The following is a 13721-nucleotide window of genomic DNA, read 5'->3' on the forward strand; positions in this document are numbered from 1 at the left end:
TGTTCTATTTTATATCCCGGCAAAACCTTGCCACATTAATCGTAGTCCAATGATAATCAGAAATATTCTAAGCACCGTTACAAGTGTATTACTTTCTAACCTTCGATTGATTGCTGCACCTGCTTTCGCTCCAATCCAAGCTCCTGGTATCAGGGCAAACGCATAAAGCCATTCCACATTACCCAGTGCAATATGTGAAATAGAGCTGACAAACGCCGATAATAATACCATAAACATAGATGTAGCTACTGCTAAATGAGGGGGAAAACCGAATAATAAAATCATAACTGGTACCATTAAGGAACCTCCGCCTATCCCAAACAGTCCCGAAAACATACCTACACAAAAAGAAATGACAATAGCTATAAAAGGAGTAAACCCATATTCTATTTCCATGCCGGTTTCAGTGTGATACGTTCGTCTAACACCTCTTCCTTTAATAGGAAGAGGATTTAATTTATTACGTATAAGCAAGATAAAAGAAACAATGACGACAAACATGCCAAATAAAATAAGAAAAGGAGCCACGTCAAGATCTTTATTTAACCAAACGCCAAATAACGCCCCTGGTCCGCTTCCGATAAAAAAGATACCCCCGGCCATATAGTCGACTGTTTTTTGTTTCATGTAAGCAAGGGTAGAAGATAAACCAGTAAAAATCATAATTAAAAGCGAAGTTCCTACGGCAGTCTGCGGTGTAATATCTGCAAAAAAAGGACTCAATACGCTAAAGAACATTAAAGCAGGAACGATAATTATTCCTCCGCCTAAGCCCATTAAACTTCCTAGTGTTCCTGCTGCAAGCCCCGTAAAAAACAATACTGCCCAAACCATACTAACCCTCTTTCCCGATGTTTACAAAAACAGGACAAAACATTTATCTTTTTTGTTATTATCCGTTTTTTTCGCTATCTTCCTATTTTACTATGATTCTGTGTCATCAAACAACGATAATTGCTGAGGTGCCAATCCTTCATAAGTAATGCCTGATACTTCTAAAAACTTCTTAGCATTAGGAGCAGCATGGCCTCCTGAATTGTTATTAAAAATAAAATAAATGTTGTTTGTTTCTTTTTCTAATGTCCGAAGATGATTTATCCATTCATCCATTTCTGCTCTGGAATAATCATATAAGTATCGAATATTTCTCCAGTTATCTCCCTTTACCGGACGTTTCCAAGCTTCTTTATTTCTGCCATGAAGCCTTACCAAGGTGTTCTGCTTATCTGTCGGTCTTAAAATAATGGGAACGGAACCTTCTTCTACTTGAGGTTCGTCACAAATGCTGTGTATCCATTTTTCTTTTTCCATAAATTCTAATGTTTTCTCTTTATATTCTTCTGAGAACCAAGACTGATGACGAAATTCTAAGGCACAAGGAAATTCTGCCAGCTTCTCTCTCACATAACGAAGGTAGTCTATGTTTTCTTTATTACACTCAAACCAGGGAGGAAACTGACATAAAATCATACCCAATTTTCCTGCTTCTGTAACCGGTTTTAAAGAATCTTTATAAGCTGCGAACATTTCCTCATTTGATGCAAAGGGAATTTCTCCTCTTTGATGTCCCGTCATGCCTTGATAAGCCTTAACAATAAAAGAAAAGCGTTCCGGGGTTTGTTTTACCCATTTTTCATAATTTTTTATAGGCTGTATTGCATAAAAAGCTGCATCCACTTCTACTGTAGGAAAATGACTGCTGTATACTTCTAACTTTTCCGTTTGGCGTGTTCCCGGAGGAAAAAGCAAGTCATGATCTCTCCATCCAGTCAAGCCGACATAAATCATCTCTCTCCTCCTTTACGTGCAAAAAGCGAACCCAGCTGAGGGTTCGCTTTTATGATAAACGATATTGAAACTACTGCAAAATTAACCGATAGAGCCTTCCATTTCAAACCGGATCAAACGGTTCATTTCTACCGCATATTCCATTGGAAGTTCTTTTGTAAATGGCTCAATAAAGCCCATTACAATCATTTCTGTAGCTTCTTCTTCTGAAACACCGCGGCTCATTAAATAGAAGAGCTGCTCCTCAGAAACTTTAGAGACGGTAGCTTCGTGTTCAAGTGTAATGTTGTTGTTCATGATTTCATTGTAAGGAATAGTATCCGAAGTTGATTCATTATCCATGATCAAGGTGTCGCATTCCACTTTGGAGTAAGAGCCTTCAGCTTTACGGCCAAAGTGAGAAATTCCCCGGTACGTAACCTTACCGCCATGTTTTGAAATAGATTTAGATACAATAGTGGAGGAACAGTTTGGTGCAAGGTGCATTACTTTTGCTCCTGCATCCTGGTGCTGGCCTTTTCCAGCAATTGCAATAGAAAGTATGGTTCCTTTTGCACCCGGTCCTCGCATAATAACGGAAGGGTATTTCATTGTCAGCTTAGAACCAATGTTACCGTCTACCCATTCCATTGTTGCGCCTTCATCAGCTACTGCACGCTTCGTAACAAGGTTATAAATGTTAGGTGCCCAGTTCTGAATAGTGGTGTAACGGCAATATGCGTTTTTCTTAACGATTATCTCCACCACAGCACTATGAAGAGAGTCAGTAGAATATACGGGTGCCGTACAGCCTTCAACATAGTGTACAGAGCTGTCCTCATCAGCAATAATAAGCGTACGCTCAAACTGTCCCATATTCTCTGAGTTAATACGGAAATATGCCTGCAGCGGTGTATCCGTTTTTACGCCTTTTGGAACATAAATGAATGAACCGCCAGACCAAACCGCAGAGTTAAGCGCAGAGAATTTATTATCAGATGGAGGAATCACTTTGCCAAAGTGTTCTCTGAAGATGTCTTCGTTTTCTTTTAGTGCTGCGTCTGTATCTTTAAAAACGATCCCTTGTTTTTCAAGGTCTTCTTGCATATTATGATATACAACTTCTGATTCGTACTGAGCTGAAACACCGGCAAGATATTTTTGCTCTGCTTCAGGAATTCCTAACTTATCAAACGTATTCTTAATTTCTTCCGGCACTTCATCCCATGATTTCTCTGAACGTTCGGAAGGTTTTACATAGTAAGTGATATCGTCAAAAACAAGCCCGGAGAGATCTCCTCCCCATTGCGGCATCGGCATCTTATAAAATTGCTCAAGCGACTTAAGACGGAAGTTTAACATCCATTCCGGCTCTTCTTTAATACTAGAAATTTCCCGAACTACATTTTCTGTCAATCCGCGTTCAGAACGGAAAATAGAAACATCTTTATCATGAAAACCGTATTGGTATTCTCCGATTTCCGGCATTTTCTTAGCCATGCGGGTGACCTCCTTTTAGGAAAATACAGAGAGCGTTCTAAAGGTGTCCTTTAAGAACGGTGTCTCCTTTTATTATAGGGCCTCCTTCCTTTAAAAAGAAAGGGGCTGTGATACATTTCTGCAGATTATTCATTTTCCTCTTCATTGAGTCCTTTTTCCATGGCCTTCCATGCAAGTGTAGCACACTTAATACGCGCTGGAAACTTTGTTACTCCTTGAAGAGCTTCAATATCGCCAAGGTCAAATTTTTCGTCGTCATATTCCTGGCCCTGCATCATATTTGAAAAGGCTTCTGCCATCTCCAGGGCATCTTCTACTGTGCATCCTTTGACGGCATCTGTCATCATTGAGGCGGAAGATAAGCTGATTGAACATCCTTCTCCAACAAACTTAGCGTCAGAAATTTTATTATCTTCCACTTTTAACTGTAATTGGATTCTGTCGCCGCATGTCGGATTGTTCATGTTTATATGCAGTGTCTCGCCTTCAAGCTCTCCCCGGTTTCTTGGATTTTTGTAATGATCCATTATCACCTGGCGGTATAGAGTATCTAGATTACTATGCAAAGACATCACCAAAATACTCCTTTGTTTTTATTAAGCCTTCAGTAAGGGCATCAACATCTTCTGTTGTGTTGTAGAGATAAAGGCTTGCTCGGGCTGTAGCGGCAACATTAAGCCACTTCATTAAAGGCTGGGCACAATGATGCCCGGCACGCACAGCAATACCTTCTGCATCGAGTACAGTAGCTACATCGTGAGGGTGAACGTCATCCATATTAAATGTAATAAGGCCTGCACGTTTCTCTGGTCCATAAATATGAAAGCCATCTACTTCTTTTAATTTATTTACAGCATAATCGGCTAGCTTTGTTTCATGGGCTTCGATGTTGTTCATTCCAACTTCTTCAAGAAAATCAATAGCAGCACCAAGACCAATTGCTCCAGCAATGATTGGTGTTCCGCCCTCAAATTTCCACGGAAGCTCTTTCCAGGTAGAATCATACAAATCCACAAAGTCAATCATTTCTCCACCGAATTCTACCGGTTCCATGTTCTCTAACAGATGTTTTTTTCCGTACAGAACACCAATCCCGGTCGGACCTCCCATTTTGTGACCTGAGAAAGCATAAAAATCACAGTTGAGCTCCTGGACGTCTACGCTCATGTGAGGGGCACTTTGAGCACCATCAACCACAATCACAGCATCGTTTTCATGAGCGATTTTGGCAATTTCTTTTATCGGATTTATTGTCCCCAGTACATTAGATACATGAGAAACAGCTACTATTTTAGTGTTTGTAGTGATTGTATTTTTTATATCAGTTAATGAGAGAGAGCCATCTTCCTGTAAAGGAATATATTTTAATTCTGCTCCTGCAGCTTTAGCTGTCTGCTGCCATGGAATCAGATTACTGTGATGCTCCATTGGCGTGAGAACGATTTCGTCCCCTTCTTGCAGATTGCTTCTGCCGTAGCTGTAAGCTACCGTATTAATTGCGGTAGTGGTGCCTCTGGTGAACACCACTTCCTGCATACTTGATGCATGAATAAATGAGCGGACTTTTTCTCTAGCACCTTCGAACTCATCTGTTGCCAGACTTCCCAGTGTATGCACACCACGGTGCACATTAGAATTATAACGGCGGTAGTAGTCATCAAGCTTCTCAATCACTTTCAGCGGCTTTTGAGAAGTAGCTGCACTATCTAAATAGACAAGGGGATGTCCATTTACTTCTTGATGCAATATAGGAAACTGTTTGCGTATTTCCTTAACATCCATTAATAAACTTTCCTTTCAATAACTTCAGTCAGGCGGTCTTTAACGGCCTGAATTGGAAGTTGGTTTACAACCGGTGCTAAGAAGCCATGGATAATTAAACGTTCTGCTTCTGTTTTTGAAAGACCGCGGCTCATCAAATAGAACATTTGCATAGGGTCTATGCGGCCAACAGAAGCAGCGTGACCGGCTGTTACATCATCTTCGTCAATCAAAAGAATTGGATTGGCATCCCCGCGTGCTCTTTCGCTAAGCATAAGAACACGTTCTGTTTGTTCACCGTTCGCTTTTGTTGCTCCATGTTCAATCTTTGTAACCCCGTTGAAAATGGAAGAAGCTTTATCTTTCATTACACCATGAGTTAGAATTTGGCCATCTGAATGCTTGCCGTGATGGATAATATGGGTCCAGAAGTTTTGGCTTTGGTCTCCGCGGCCAATTGAAACAGATTTTGAATCAGCGTATGAACCTTCTCCAGCAAGTACAGTTGTATTGTCAGAGACTGTGTTTCCTTCGTTCATCTGGCCAAGTGCCCAATCAATACGGCCGTCCTTTTCCACATAGCCGCGGCGGTTCACATAGGTAGTAACACCCTTTTCAAAGTGATCCACTCCACCATAAGAAATTTTAGCACCAGCTCCGGCATATACTTCTGAAATAATATTAGCCACGGAAGATTTCTCTTCATCAAAAGACACATAATTCTCGAGATAAGTTACTTCACTATTGTCTTCAGCAGCTACAATAACATGGTTGAAAAGAGCTACTTCAGGATCTTCCTGCCAATAAACAACTTGCAAAGGTGCTTCAACCTGCACATTTTTCGGCACATATACAAACGTACCGCCATTGATTAATGCCACATGCAAAGCAGTTAGTTTGTGTTCATCTACATTAACTGCTTTTCCCATGAAATATTGGCGCAGCAGATCACTGTGCTCTTTTGCCGCTGTTTCTAAATCAAGAAACAATACGCCTTGCTCTTCTAAACGTTTGCTGATCGCCCGGTAGACTGGTTTACCATCACGAAAAACAATCAGGTTTTGCTCTTCTGTACTTTGGTCAATTAATTTTTGAACATCCTCGTGAAGACTATCTACATTGCTTATATTTTCTGCTTCACCTGATTCATGTTTAAATTCAGTAAAATTCCATGTTTTAATATTCGTTTTTTCGGGCTTTGGAAGCTCGAGCTTTTCCGCCAGACGGGCAGCAGCAAGACGCTCCTCAGTGAGCCACTCGGGTTCTCCGCGATTTTGGGAGTACTCTTTAACATATTCTTCATCGTATGTCCATTTTGTATCCACTGACATCATAAAACCTCCCTGCTATTACGCTTCTTGTTGCTGCTCGCCGACTTTTTCGTTTTCGATTCCAAGTTCTTCTTTGATCCAGTCGTAGCCTTCTGCTTCCAAACGCTGTGCGAGCTCTGCTCCACCAGATTTAACAATGCGTCCCTGCATCATAACGTGTACTTTATCTGGAGTAATATAGTTAAGCAGGCGCTGATAGTGGGTAATGATTAAACAGCCAAAATCAGGGCTTCTCATGTCATTTACACCTTTGGAAACTACTTTTAGAGCATCAATGTCTAGACCAGAGTCAATTTCATCGAGAATAGCGAATTTCGGCTCCAGCATTAGAAGCTGCAGGATTTCGTTCCGCTTCTTCTCCCCGCCGGAAAATCCTTCATTTAGATAACGTTGAGAAAAGGATTGGTCCATTACCAATGAATCCATTTTATCGTCCATTTTTCTAATGAATTTCATCAAAGAGATTTCATCGCCTTCTTCACGTCGTGCATTAATAGCAGAACGCATGAAGTCAGCATTTGTTACACCGCTGATCTCACTTGGATACTGCATGGCAAGGAACATGCCTGCTTTAGCACGCTCATCCACTTCCATTTCAAGAACATCTTCTCCGTCGAGGTGGACAGACCCATTTGTGATTTCATATTTTGGATGTCCCATAATGGCAGAGGCCAATGTTGATTTACCCGTACCGTTCGGTCCCATAATTGCATGGATTTCTCCTGTATTAATCTCTAAATTAAAGTCTTTAATAATTTCAGAACCTTCAATTTCTACGTGAAGATTCTCGATCTTAAGGGTTGAAGCTGCCATGTGATAATACCTCCATCATCTAATATTAAAGGATTCTATAAAGATCCCTCTGATTCTCAATTTATTCTCATTATAATTTTAAAACAAATCCAATTAGACTTCAAGAAAAGTACGTTTCTTCGATCAACGCCCTTCCATTATTTTTTCCTATTTTCTCTATAATAATAGTGAAAAAGGGAGAATAATAAAAGAGGGAACTGCCTAAAGCATCCGTCTTCAGGTCAGCCCCCCTATTTTTAATATCACTTTTCGTATTATAGCAGATTAAATTTCATCTTAAAAGAAAAAGAAAACCTGTTTGAGTTTATAAGGTTTTCTTTTTCTTATTATTTTAAGATCTGTTTTGAAACTCTGCAGCGATCTGACAGCTGATTTTGTGTTCTAATTCTCTTGAAACTTCTACTTCTAATCGTTTCTCAAGACTGCGGTTGTATTCCGCATACCCGAAGCCGTAAGATTGGTACATGGCTTTTTCCATTTCATTCGTGTGATTGTTCATCAGTGTGTGGATAATAAATCCATCCTTTCTGTGTTTTTAACACATATACAACTATAGCAAGTAAATTTTCTGAAAACAAAACGCTATGATTGTTATATTTTCTGACAATTAACTCTGAGAAAGGATGGTCCACAACACATTCTTTCATTGATAAAATTACGCAAATATTCTCTCCATTTCTCCTTAATTGGAGATTTTTTAACATAGGTAATGGAAGTTAATGTGTTTTATTTGAGCCTTGCAGCTCCTGGATAGCTTCTTGGACTAAAGTTACTGCCTGACTCATTGCGGCGCCGCCGCCAAAAGCTGCTGTTACACCAATCGTTTCAAGGATTTCTTTCTCAGAGCATCCCTGATCTAAGCAGCCCTTTGTATGATAAATAATACAATACTCATCCTGAGAAAAAACACTAACACCTAGGGCTATCATTTGTTTTTCTTTCTGAGAAAGAGCTCCTTTAGCAAAGCATGCCTCGGTAAATGCATTGTACTTTCGGGCAATATGCGGAATTTTTTCAGTGAAATGTCCCAGTCCTTCTTTATATTCTTGCAGCGCCTGCTGAATCATTGATGATTGCTGATTGTCTTGTTGTTCTTGATCCATTGCATTTCCCTCCTTTATTACCTTTTAGTATGCGGCATATTTTAACTAACATTCATAAATCGAGGGGAATCATGGCTGCGTACAAAAGTGTTTATAGGATGCTCCTCTTTATTCAGCAACTTCAATTGGAATACACTTCGCTTTCCGCGGGCAACGCTTCAGCTTCCTCGTGAGCAGAGAATGCTCACTGCGGGATCTTAGCTGTTGCTTTTCCCGCTGAAGTCTGCGTGTATTTCAACTGTTACTTGCCATTTCATTTCTTAGCAGGTAAAAAAACAGAAAAAATAAAAAGAAACCACTCCTTTTGATAAAATGGTAAGTGACCAAACAAACTAAAAGAAAGGAGACGGTTTCTTTGTTTAAAATACAAATAAAGAGCTGTCCTAAGGTATAAAAACCCTTATGGGACAGCCCCTTCATTTATTACTCTTCGTCATTTTCTTCTTGTTCTTCCGCTGGTTCCTCTTCTGGTATTTCAGCACCTTCTCCTGTTGCAGGAACGACAGCTCCGTCGTATTCTTCTTCAATAAATTGTGCTACTTCATCCGAATGAAGAACTTCCAGTAATATCTGAATTTCTTCTTTTTCTTCATCTCCACTGCGAACAGCTATAATGTTAACGTATGGATTGTTCTCTTCGTCTTCCATCGCAATAGCGTCTTCTCTAGGACTTAACCCAGCATCCAGGGCATAGTTGGAGTTAATTAACACAGCATCTCCTTCACCATTTTGGTAGGCCTGAGGAAGTGTAGCCGCTTCTACATCATCTCGGAAATTAAGGTCTTTTGGGTTTTCTTCAATATCTTCAATGGTAGCGTTAATACCTGAACCTTCTTTTAGAGTTATAAGCCCTTCTTCTTCAAGCATCATAAGAATTCGTCCATGATCCGCTACAGAACTGCTCATGATGATTTCAGCGCCTTCTGGAAGATCATCAAGGCTGTCATATTCCTGGGAATAAACACCAATCGGTTCTATATGAACCCCGCCTGCATTTTCAAAGTCATAATCGTTTTCTTCGATTTGAGACTCAAAATAAGGGATATGCTGAAAGTAGTTAGCGTCTATTTCTCCCTCAGCAAGAGCTTGGTTCGGGACAATATAATCATTAAAGGTTTCAATATTAAGATCGATGCCTTCTTCAGCAAGCTTTTCCGAAGCAAATTCCAAAATTTCAGCATGAGGTACATTTGAAGCACCAACAGTTAATTCCGTATTTTCTTCCTCTCCAGCATCTTCACCATTATTATCAGACTCACCTGGTGCTTCCCCTCCGCCACAGGCGGCAAGTAAAAGAATAAGGGTTAGGGCAGCTAATAGTTGCAGCCATTGTTTCATCTTTCATTTCCTCCTTTAAGTTAACGTTTGTCTAATCTATGGGTAATCCAGTCGCCGATCCACTGTAATATAAAGACGATAATAAGGATAGCGATGGTCGCAACAAAAGTTACATCAGGGTTACTCCGCTGGTAACCTTCTCTGAAAGCTAAATCACCAAGCCCCCCTGCTCCAATCACTCCAGCCATAGCGGTGTAGCTTACTAATGCAATCGAAGTTACGGTTATTCCGGAAATGAGGGCAGGCATTGATTCAGGGAGCAACACTTTAAAAATAATGTGCCATTGATTGGCTCCCATGGATTGAGCTGCTTCAATTACTCCTTTGTCTACTTCGCGCAAACCGATCTCAACCATACGAGCATAAAATGGGGCTGCTCCTATAACTAACGCCGGCAGCGCAGCGCTTGGCCCCAGCATCGTACCAACAATAAAAGTCGTAAAAGGGACCAGCAATATAATCAGTATAATAAATGGAATAGAACGAAATATATTTACAAACGCAGCAGCTCCAGCATGAACCACTTTGTTCTGCCATAGATTCCCTTTATCTGTAAGGTAAAGAATTAAGCCTAAAAAAATACCTAAAATAAAAGTAGCAGCTACAGCCAAAGCACTCATATAAGCTGTTTCCAATGTAGCCTCCCACATATTTTCCCAATTTACATTTGGAATGAGATTTTCTTGAAGGTTCTCTATCATCAGTTAAGCACCTCCGCTTCTATACGATGTTCCTTTAGAAACAGCAGTGCTTTTTCTAGGTTATTCTTTTCGCCTTGCAGCTGAACAAATAAGGTTCCATAGCTTCCTTCTCTTGTTTTAGAAACTTTGCCCTGCAGTATATTCACACTGACACCGCAAGTTTGAATCAGCTCTGTCATTACTGGCTGTTCGGCATCTTCACCTAGGAACATCAATTTAACGACCGGACCAGTGTCTCTTTCATCCAGTAATTCTTCTATAGCTTCCATTGTTTCTTCAGGTTCGGTCACTTGTTTTACAAATTCTTTTGTCATCTCTTGCTGAGGGTTTCTAAAGACATCAAGAACCTGGCCCTGTTCCACTACCTTTCCGCCATCCATTACTGCTACACGATGACAAATCTTACGAATGACATGCATTTCATGTGTTATAAGTACAATAGTCAAACCAAGCTTTTTATTTATATCTGTTAAAAGATCAAGGATAGAATCAGTTGTTTTTGGATCAAGAGCGGAAGTAGCTTCATCGCATAATAATACTTTTGGGTTATTCGCCAGCGCTCTTGCTATACCAACCCGCTGTTTTTGACCGCCGCTCAGTTGAGAAGGATACGCCTCTCCTCTTCCTTTTAAGCCAACTAAATCAATAAGCTCTTCGACTCGTTCGATTCTTTTATTCTTAGAAACCCCGGCTATTTCTAAAGGAAAAGCTATATTTTCTTTAACTGTCCTGGACCACAGTAAATTAAAGTGCTGGAATATCATGCTGATTTCCTGTCTGGCGTTTCTCAAAGAACGCCCAGAAAGCTTTGACATATTCCAGTCGGCTACAGTAACTTCACCCTGGCTGGGACGCTCAAGCATGTTCAGCATACGGATCAATGTACTTTTACCAGCGCCGCTGTATCCAATAATACCAAATATTTCTCCTTTATTAATCGAAAGATTCACATTATCGACTGCTGTTATATTACCGCTTTTTGATTGAAATATTTTCGATAAACGATTTAATGTTATCATTTTCATCCCTCGTTCATTTAAATCCTGATAAAACTTATCAGAAAACTCAATAAAATACCCTAGAAAAATCCGGCTGGTAAGCGTGGATAACCATTGCCTATTCCCTTGAACCATACAGGTCATTGAATCCCTCGTCAACTGCTTTACTTTTGGAAAAACCTGTGTATGACAATAAAGAAACATCCTGCCTTAGAATCTAACTATCTCTATTTATACTTTTGGACGCAGAAAATAAAAAACCTTTCTGCCGGATAACAGAAAGGTATAATGATCATTTCCTTTCTCTCATCTCTCAAAGCAACTTATACTTTGCAGGATTTGGCACCTCTTTCCATTATTAAAACATTAATGGCTGGTTGCCGGGCTTCAAAGGGCCAGTCCCTCCACCGCTCATGATAAGAGTCCTACTATACAATTTTATGAAGACAAAACGAATAATAGCATGTGTTACAACGCTTGTCAACTGGAAAATGGCTGAAAGAGAAATTCATCATTAAATCCCCAAGGAGCTGTCCCATAAGTCCGTTCTCGGCAAACGAAACTGGAATATGCTCGCTTTCACCCTCAGGGCACAAGTGCGACATCTACTCCAACTCTCTTTGCTCGTTCTCGTAGTGTCTTCTTTGCCGCGGGCGACGGTTCAGCCTCCTCGTGAGCAAAAAAACGCTCACTGCGGTGTCTTCACACTGCCGCTTTCCCCGCTGGATTCTCGCATATTCCAGTTGCTAGGACGACCATCATACCCCAAACTAACCTTTTGAGAATCCCCGTAAAGAAAGATTTTATCCTGCATCCAGCACATTAAATTTGAACACGTACAAGCCGGTAATACTCTCCGCCTTTCTTCATTAATTCATGGTGTCTGCCTTGTTCAATAATACGCCCATGAAAATAGTTGAAATCAATGCAGTGTTTGCGATGGTTTAACCCCCCTCTTTTGCAAAAACTTATTGCATAGTTCACATTCGTTTCCATATTTTCTGACTTTCCCTTCAACAATACCTCAACAGTTAGGTCGAGTTGTATTCGATACTCCCCCACAAAAAAGTAATTGCTATATATAACACTTTAACTCCTTCTATTTTTTAAATAGTTGGCCATTGTCGTGGACGAATATGGTGGCACAGCGGTTTTGGTTACCGTCGAAGATATTATCAAGGAGATATTTGGGAAGATTCACGATGAACTTGATATAGACGAAGACCCTATGTATGAACAACTAGATAATGGAACCGTTATATTAAACGGTAAGTTCCTTATTTCTGACACCAATGAATTGCTTGGCACTGATAGTGAACTAAACACGATTGGTGGCTGGTTTTTAACCCAGGAAGTAGAAGCAAAAACAGGCACTACGATTGAATACAACAATTATCAATTTATCGCAAAAGAGGTAGACGGTCATCAAGTAAAATCAATTAAAGTACAACCAGCAGATTCGGCCGTTGATCTTCCAAAGCTCCTTTTTTCAACAATCTACTCAGGCGCTCATGAAAATGATTTCCGGCTTCATCATTATCAACGCACGAAATCACTGTTTTTACATCATGGCCGTTTTGATTTAACTCTATAATCGCGTCAATCAGAGATTTTTCTTTGAGACCACTCATGCTTTTCAACCGTGTGTGCCGCACTTTTCTCTTTTTCACAGACCAGTAGGAAAGGAGATCAATAGGGCTTTCAAAGATGGCGACTTTATCAATGTTTTTCCCTACATCAATCGTAAATCTAATACTATAATTTGATCGGCTTCTTTAATCGTAGAGGGCAATCATAATGGCTGTTCGTCCTTCCAACAGCTTCTTTAAAGCTGATTGGATGATCTGTTCGGTTTCTGTATCGATGGAAGCTGTTGCTTCATATAGAATTAATATACGCGGGTAAGCCAGCAGAGCTCTAGCAAAAGAAATGAGCTGCCTTTCGCCAACGGATACTACATTTCCGCGTTCTTCTACTCTCGTATACCTTGGAGACTTTCGTTTAAATGAGAATTTAAAGTGGATTGTTTAATTGCCAGACCTTTGTGCACAGTATTCTTACTATAACGATTTTTAAATAACTAAGCGAGATAAAAGCCCACCTGTAAAACATTGGAAATCAAAGAAAAAGGAAAGTATTAGTGTGAGATTTCTCATTATGCTTTATATTCGAAATTTAAATATTTTTAAAGAGAGGAACACTTATTTCGTTTTCCTAAGTATAATATAATACAAATAAGAAAAAAAGGGTTCTATGTCAAATGTTGGGGTAGGAGTGCCTTACTCCTACTCCTTTATCCTACTTGAAATTCCGTTATTTTATATTGGTGATGTAATAAGACACGTAACCTTAAACGATCATAACGCTTGAAGCCAAAAGCGTTTCGTTTAATCACCTTTGTTTGATTGT

General features: G+C 40.0%; 14 protein-coding genes, 2 pseudogenes and 1 riboswitch. Of the genes and pseudogenes, 1 reads left to right on the forward strand and 15 read right to left on the reverse strand.

Features of this window, described 5'->3' with window-relative positions; all coding sequences use genetic code 11:
- Positions 1-9: 9 nt before the first annotated feature.
- The 13 genes from ACE1TI_RS04820 to ACE1TI_RS04880 all read right to left on the reverse strand — a co-directional run bounded on the left by ACE1TI_RS04820 (position 10) and on the right by ACE1TI_RS04880 (position 12308).
- Positions 10-834, reverse strand: a complete 825-nt coding sequence (locus ACE1TI_RS04820; protein WP_375006444.1) for a sulfite exporter TauE/SafE family protein — start codon at positions 832-834, stop codon at positions 10-12.
- Between the two features lie 90 nt (positions 835-924).
- Complete coding sequence (locus ACE1TI_RS04825) at positions 925-1788, reverse strand: DUF72 domain-containing protein (RefSeq protein ID WP_375006445.1); 864 nt, start codon at positions 1786-1788, stop codon at positions 925-927.
- Positions 1789-1869: 81 nt separating this feature from the next.
- Complete coding sequence (gene sufB / locus ACE1TI_RS04830) at positions 1870-3267, reverse strand: Fe-S cluster assembly protein SufB (RefSeq protein ID WP_375006446.1); 1398 nt, start codon at positions 3265-3267, stop codon at positions 1870-1872.
- 125 nt (positions 3268-3392) lie between these two features.
- Positions 3393-3839, reverse strand: a complete 447-nt coding sequence (gene sufU, locus ACE1TI_RS04835) for a Fe-S cluster assembly sulfur transfer protein SufU (RefSeq protein WP_375006447.1) — start codon at positions 3837-3839, stop codon at positions 3393-3395.
- Positions 3826-5049, reverse strand: coding sequence for a cysteine desulfurase (locus ACE1TI_RS04840; protein WP_375006448.1), 1224 nt, complete (start codon positions 5047-5049; stop codon positions 3826-3828). The genes sufU and ACE1TI_RS04840 overlap by 14 nt, the downstream gene beginning before the upstream one ends.
- On the reverse strand, positions 5049-6359 hold the full coding sequence (gene sufD / locus ACE1TI_RS04845; protein WP_375006449.1) for a Fe-S cluster assembly protein SufD: 1311 nt from the start codon (positions 6357-6359) through the stop codon (positions 5049-5051). The genes ACE1TI_RS04840 and sufD overlap by 1 nt, the downstream gene beginning before the upstream one ends.
- A gap of 18 nt (positions 6360-6377) precedes the next feature.
- Positions 6378-7172 carry a Fe-S cluster assembly ATPase SufC gene (sufC, locus tag ACE1TI_RS04850; RefSeq protein WP_375006450.1) on the reverse strand — a complete coding sequence of 265 codons (795 nt, stop codon included), beginning with the start codon at positions 7170-7172 and terminating at the stop codon, positions 6378-6380.
- A gap of 331 nt (positions 7173-7503) precedes the next feature.
- A complete protein-coding gene (locus ACE1TI_RS04855) occupies positions 7504-7638 on the reverse strand; it encodes a YuzK family famiily protein (protein ID WP_375006451.1) in 135 nt (44 codons plus the stop codon).
- A gap of 250 nt (positions 7639-7888) precedes the next feature.
- Positions 7889-8275, reverse strand: coding sequence for a carboxymuconolactone decarboxylase family protein (locus ACE1TI_RS04860; protein WP_375006452.1), 387 nt, complete (start codon positions 8273-8275; stop codon positions 7889-7891).
- A 423-nt stretch (positions 8276-8698) separates the two neighbouring features.
- Complete coding sequence (locus ACE1TI_RS04865; RefSeq protein WP_375006453.1) at positions 8699-9613, reverse strand: MetQ/NlpA family ABC transporter substrate-binding protein; 915 nt, start codon at positions 9611-9613, stop codon at positions 8699-8701.
- Between the two features lie 20 nt (positions 9614-9633).
- Positions 9634-10314, reverse strand: coding sequence for a methionine ABC transporter permease (locus ACE1TI_RS04870; protein ID WP_375006454.1), 681 nt, complete (start codon positions 10312-10314; stop codon positions 9634-9636).
- Positions 10314-11333 carry a methionine ABC transporter ATP-binding protein gene (locus ACE1TI_RS04875; protein WP_375006466.1) on the reverse strand — a complete coding sequence of 340 codons (1020 nt, stop codon included), beginning with the start codon at positions 11331-11333 and terminating at the stop codon, positions 10314-10316. Before ACE1TI_RS04875 ends, ACE1TI_RS04870 begins: the two co-directional genes overlap by 1 nt.
- A gap of 282 nt (positions 11334-11615) precedes the next feature.
- Positions 11616-11735: riboswitch (SAM riboswitch) on the reverse strand.
- Between the two features lie 399 nt (positions 11736-12134).
- Entirely contained in the window at positions 12135-12308 is a 174-nt protein-coding gene (locus tag ACE1TI_RS04880; RefSeq protein WP_375006455.1) for a hypothetical protein, read from the reverse strand.
- A 232-nt stretch (positions 12309-12540) separates the two neighbouring features.
- Between ACE1TI_RS04880 and ACE1TI_RS04885 the strand changes: the two genes are divergently transcribed.
- The gene (locus ACE1TI_RS04885; protein ID WP_375006467.1) at positions 12541-12906 is read left to right on the forward strand and encodes an HlyC/CorC family transporter associated domain-containing protein; all 366 of its coding nucleotides are present in this window, start codon (positions 12541-12543) and stop codon (positions 12904-12906) included.
- Here the strand turns inward: ACE1TI_RS04885 and ACE1TI_RS04890 are convergent.
- Together ACE1TI_RS04890 and ACE1TI_RS04895 are read right to left on the reverse strand one after the other, a co-directional pair.
- Positions 12845-12982: pseudogene (locus ACE1TI_RS04890) on the reverse strand (hypothetical protein); the annotation flags it as partial. The gene ACE1TI_RS04885 and the pseudogene ACE1TI_RS04890 sit on opposite strands and share 62 nt — an antisense overlap.
- Before the next feature lie 80 nt (positions 12983-13062).
- Positions 13063-13288 (reverse strand): annotated as a pseudogene (locus ACE1TI_RS04895) (ABC transporter ATP-binding protein); the annotation flags it as partial.
- Positions 13289-13721 lie beyond the last annotated feature (433 nt).

Source organism: Alteribacillus sp. JSM 102045, from assembly GCF_041949975.1.
Lineage (GTDB): Bacteria > Bacillota > Bacilli > Bacillales > Marinococcaceae > Alteribacillus.

Coding starts and splice junctions, on each gene's coding strand:
- ACE1TI_RS04820 (WP_375006444.1), bottom strand. CDS start 834: ATGGTTTGGGCAGTATTGTTTTTTACGGGGCTTGCAGCAGGAACACTA.
- ACE1TI_RS04825 (WP_375006445.1), bottom strand. CDS start 1,788: ATGATTTATGTCGGCTTGACTGGATGGAGAGATCATGACTTGCTTTTT.
- sufB (WP_375006446.1), bottom strand. CDS start 3,267: ATGGCTAAGAAAATGCCGGAAATCGGAGAATACCAATACGGTTTTCAT.
- sufU (WP_375006447.1), bottom strand. CDS start 3,839: ATGTCTTTGCATAGTAATCTAGATACTCTATACCGCCAGGTGATAATG.
- ACE1TI_RS04840 (WP_375006448.1), bottom strand. CDS start 5,049: ATGGATGTTAAGGAAATACGCAAACAGTTTCCTATATTGCATCAAGAA.
- sufD (WP_375006449.1), bottom strand. CDS start 6,359: ATGTCAGTGGATACAAAATGGACATACGATGAAGAATATGTTAAAGAG.
- sufC (WP_375006450.1), bottom strand. CDS start 7,172: ATGGCAGCTTCAACCCTTAAGATCGAGAATCTTCACGTAGAAATTGAA.
- ACE1TI_RS04855 (WP_375006451.1), bottom strand. CDS start 7,638: ATGTACCAATCTTACGGCTTCGGGTATGCGGAATACAACCGCAGTCTT.
- ACE1TI_RS04860 (WP_375006452.1), bottom strand. CDS start 8,275: ATGGATCAAGAACAACAAGACAATCAGCAATCATCAATGATTCAGCAG.
- ACE1TI_RS04865 (WP_375006453.1), bottom strand. CDS start 9,613: ATGAAACAATGGCTGCAACTATTAGCTGCCCTAACCCTTATTCTTTTA.
- ACE1TI_RS04870 (WP_375006454.1), bottom strand. CDS start 10,314: ATGATAGAGAACCTTCAAGAAAATCTCATTCCAAATGTAAATTGGGAA.
- ACE1TI_RS04875 (WP_375006466.1), bottom strand. CDS start 11,333: ATGATAACATTAAATCGTTTATCGAAAATATTTCAATCAAAAAGCGGT.
- ACE1TI_RS04880 (WP_375006455.1), bottom strand. CDS start 12,308: ATGGAAACGAATGTGAACTATGCAATAAGTTTTTGCAAAAGAGGGGGG.
- ACE1TI_RS04885 (WP_375006467.1), top strand. CDS start 12,541: ATGTATGAACAACTAGATAATGGAACCGTTATATTAAACGGTAAGTTC.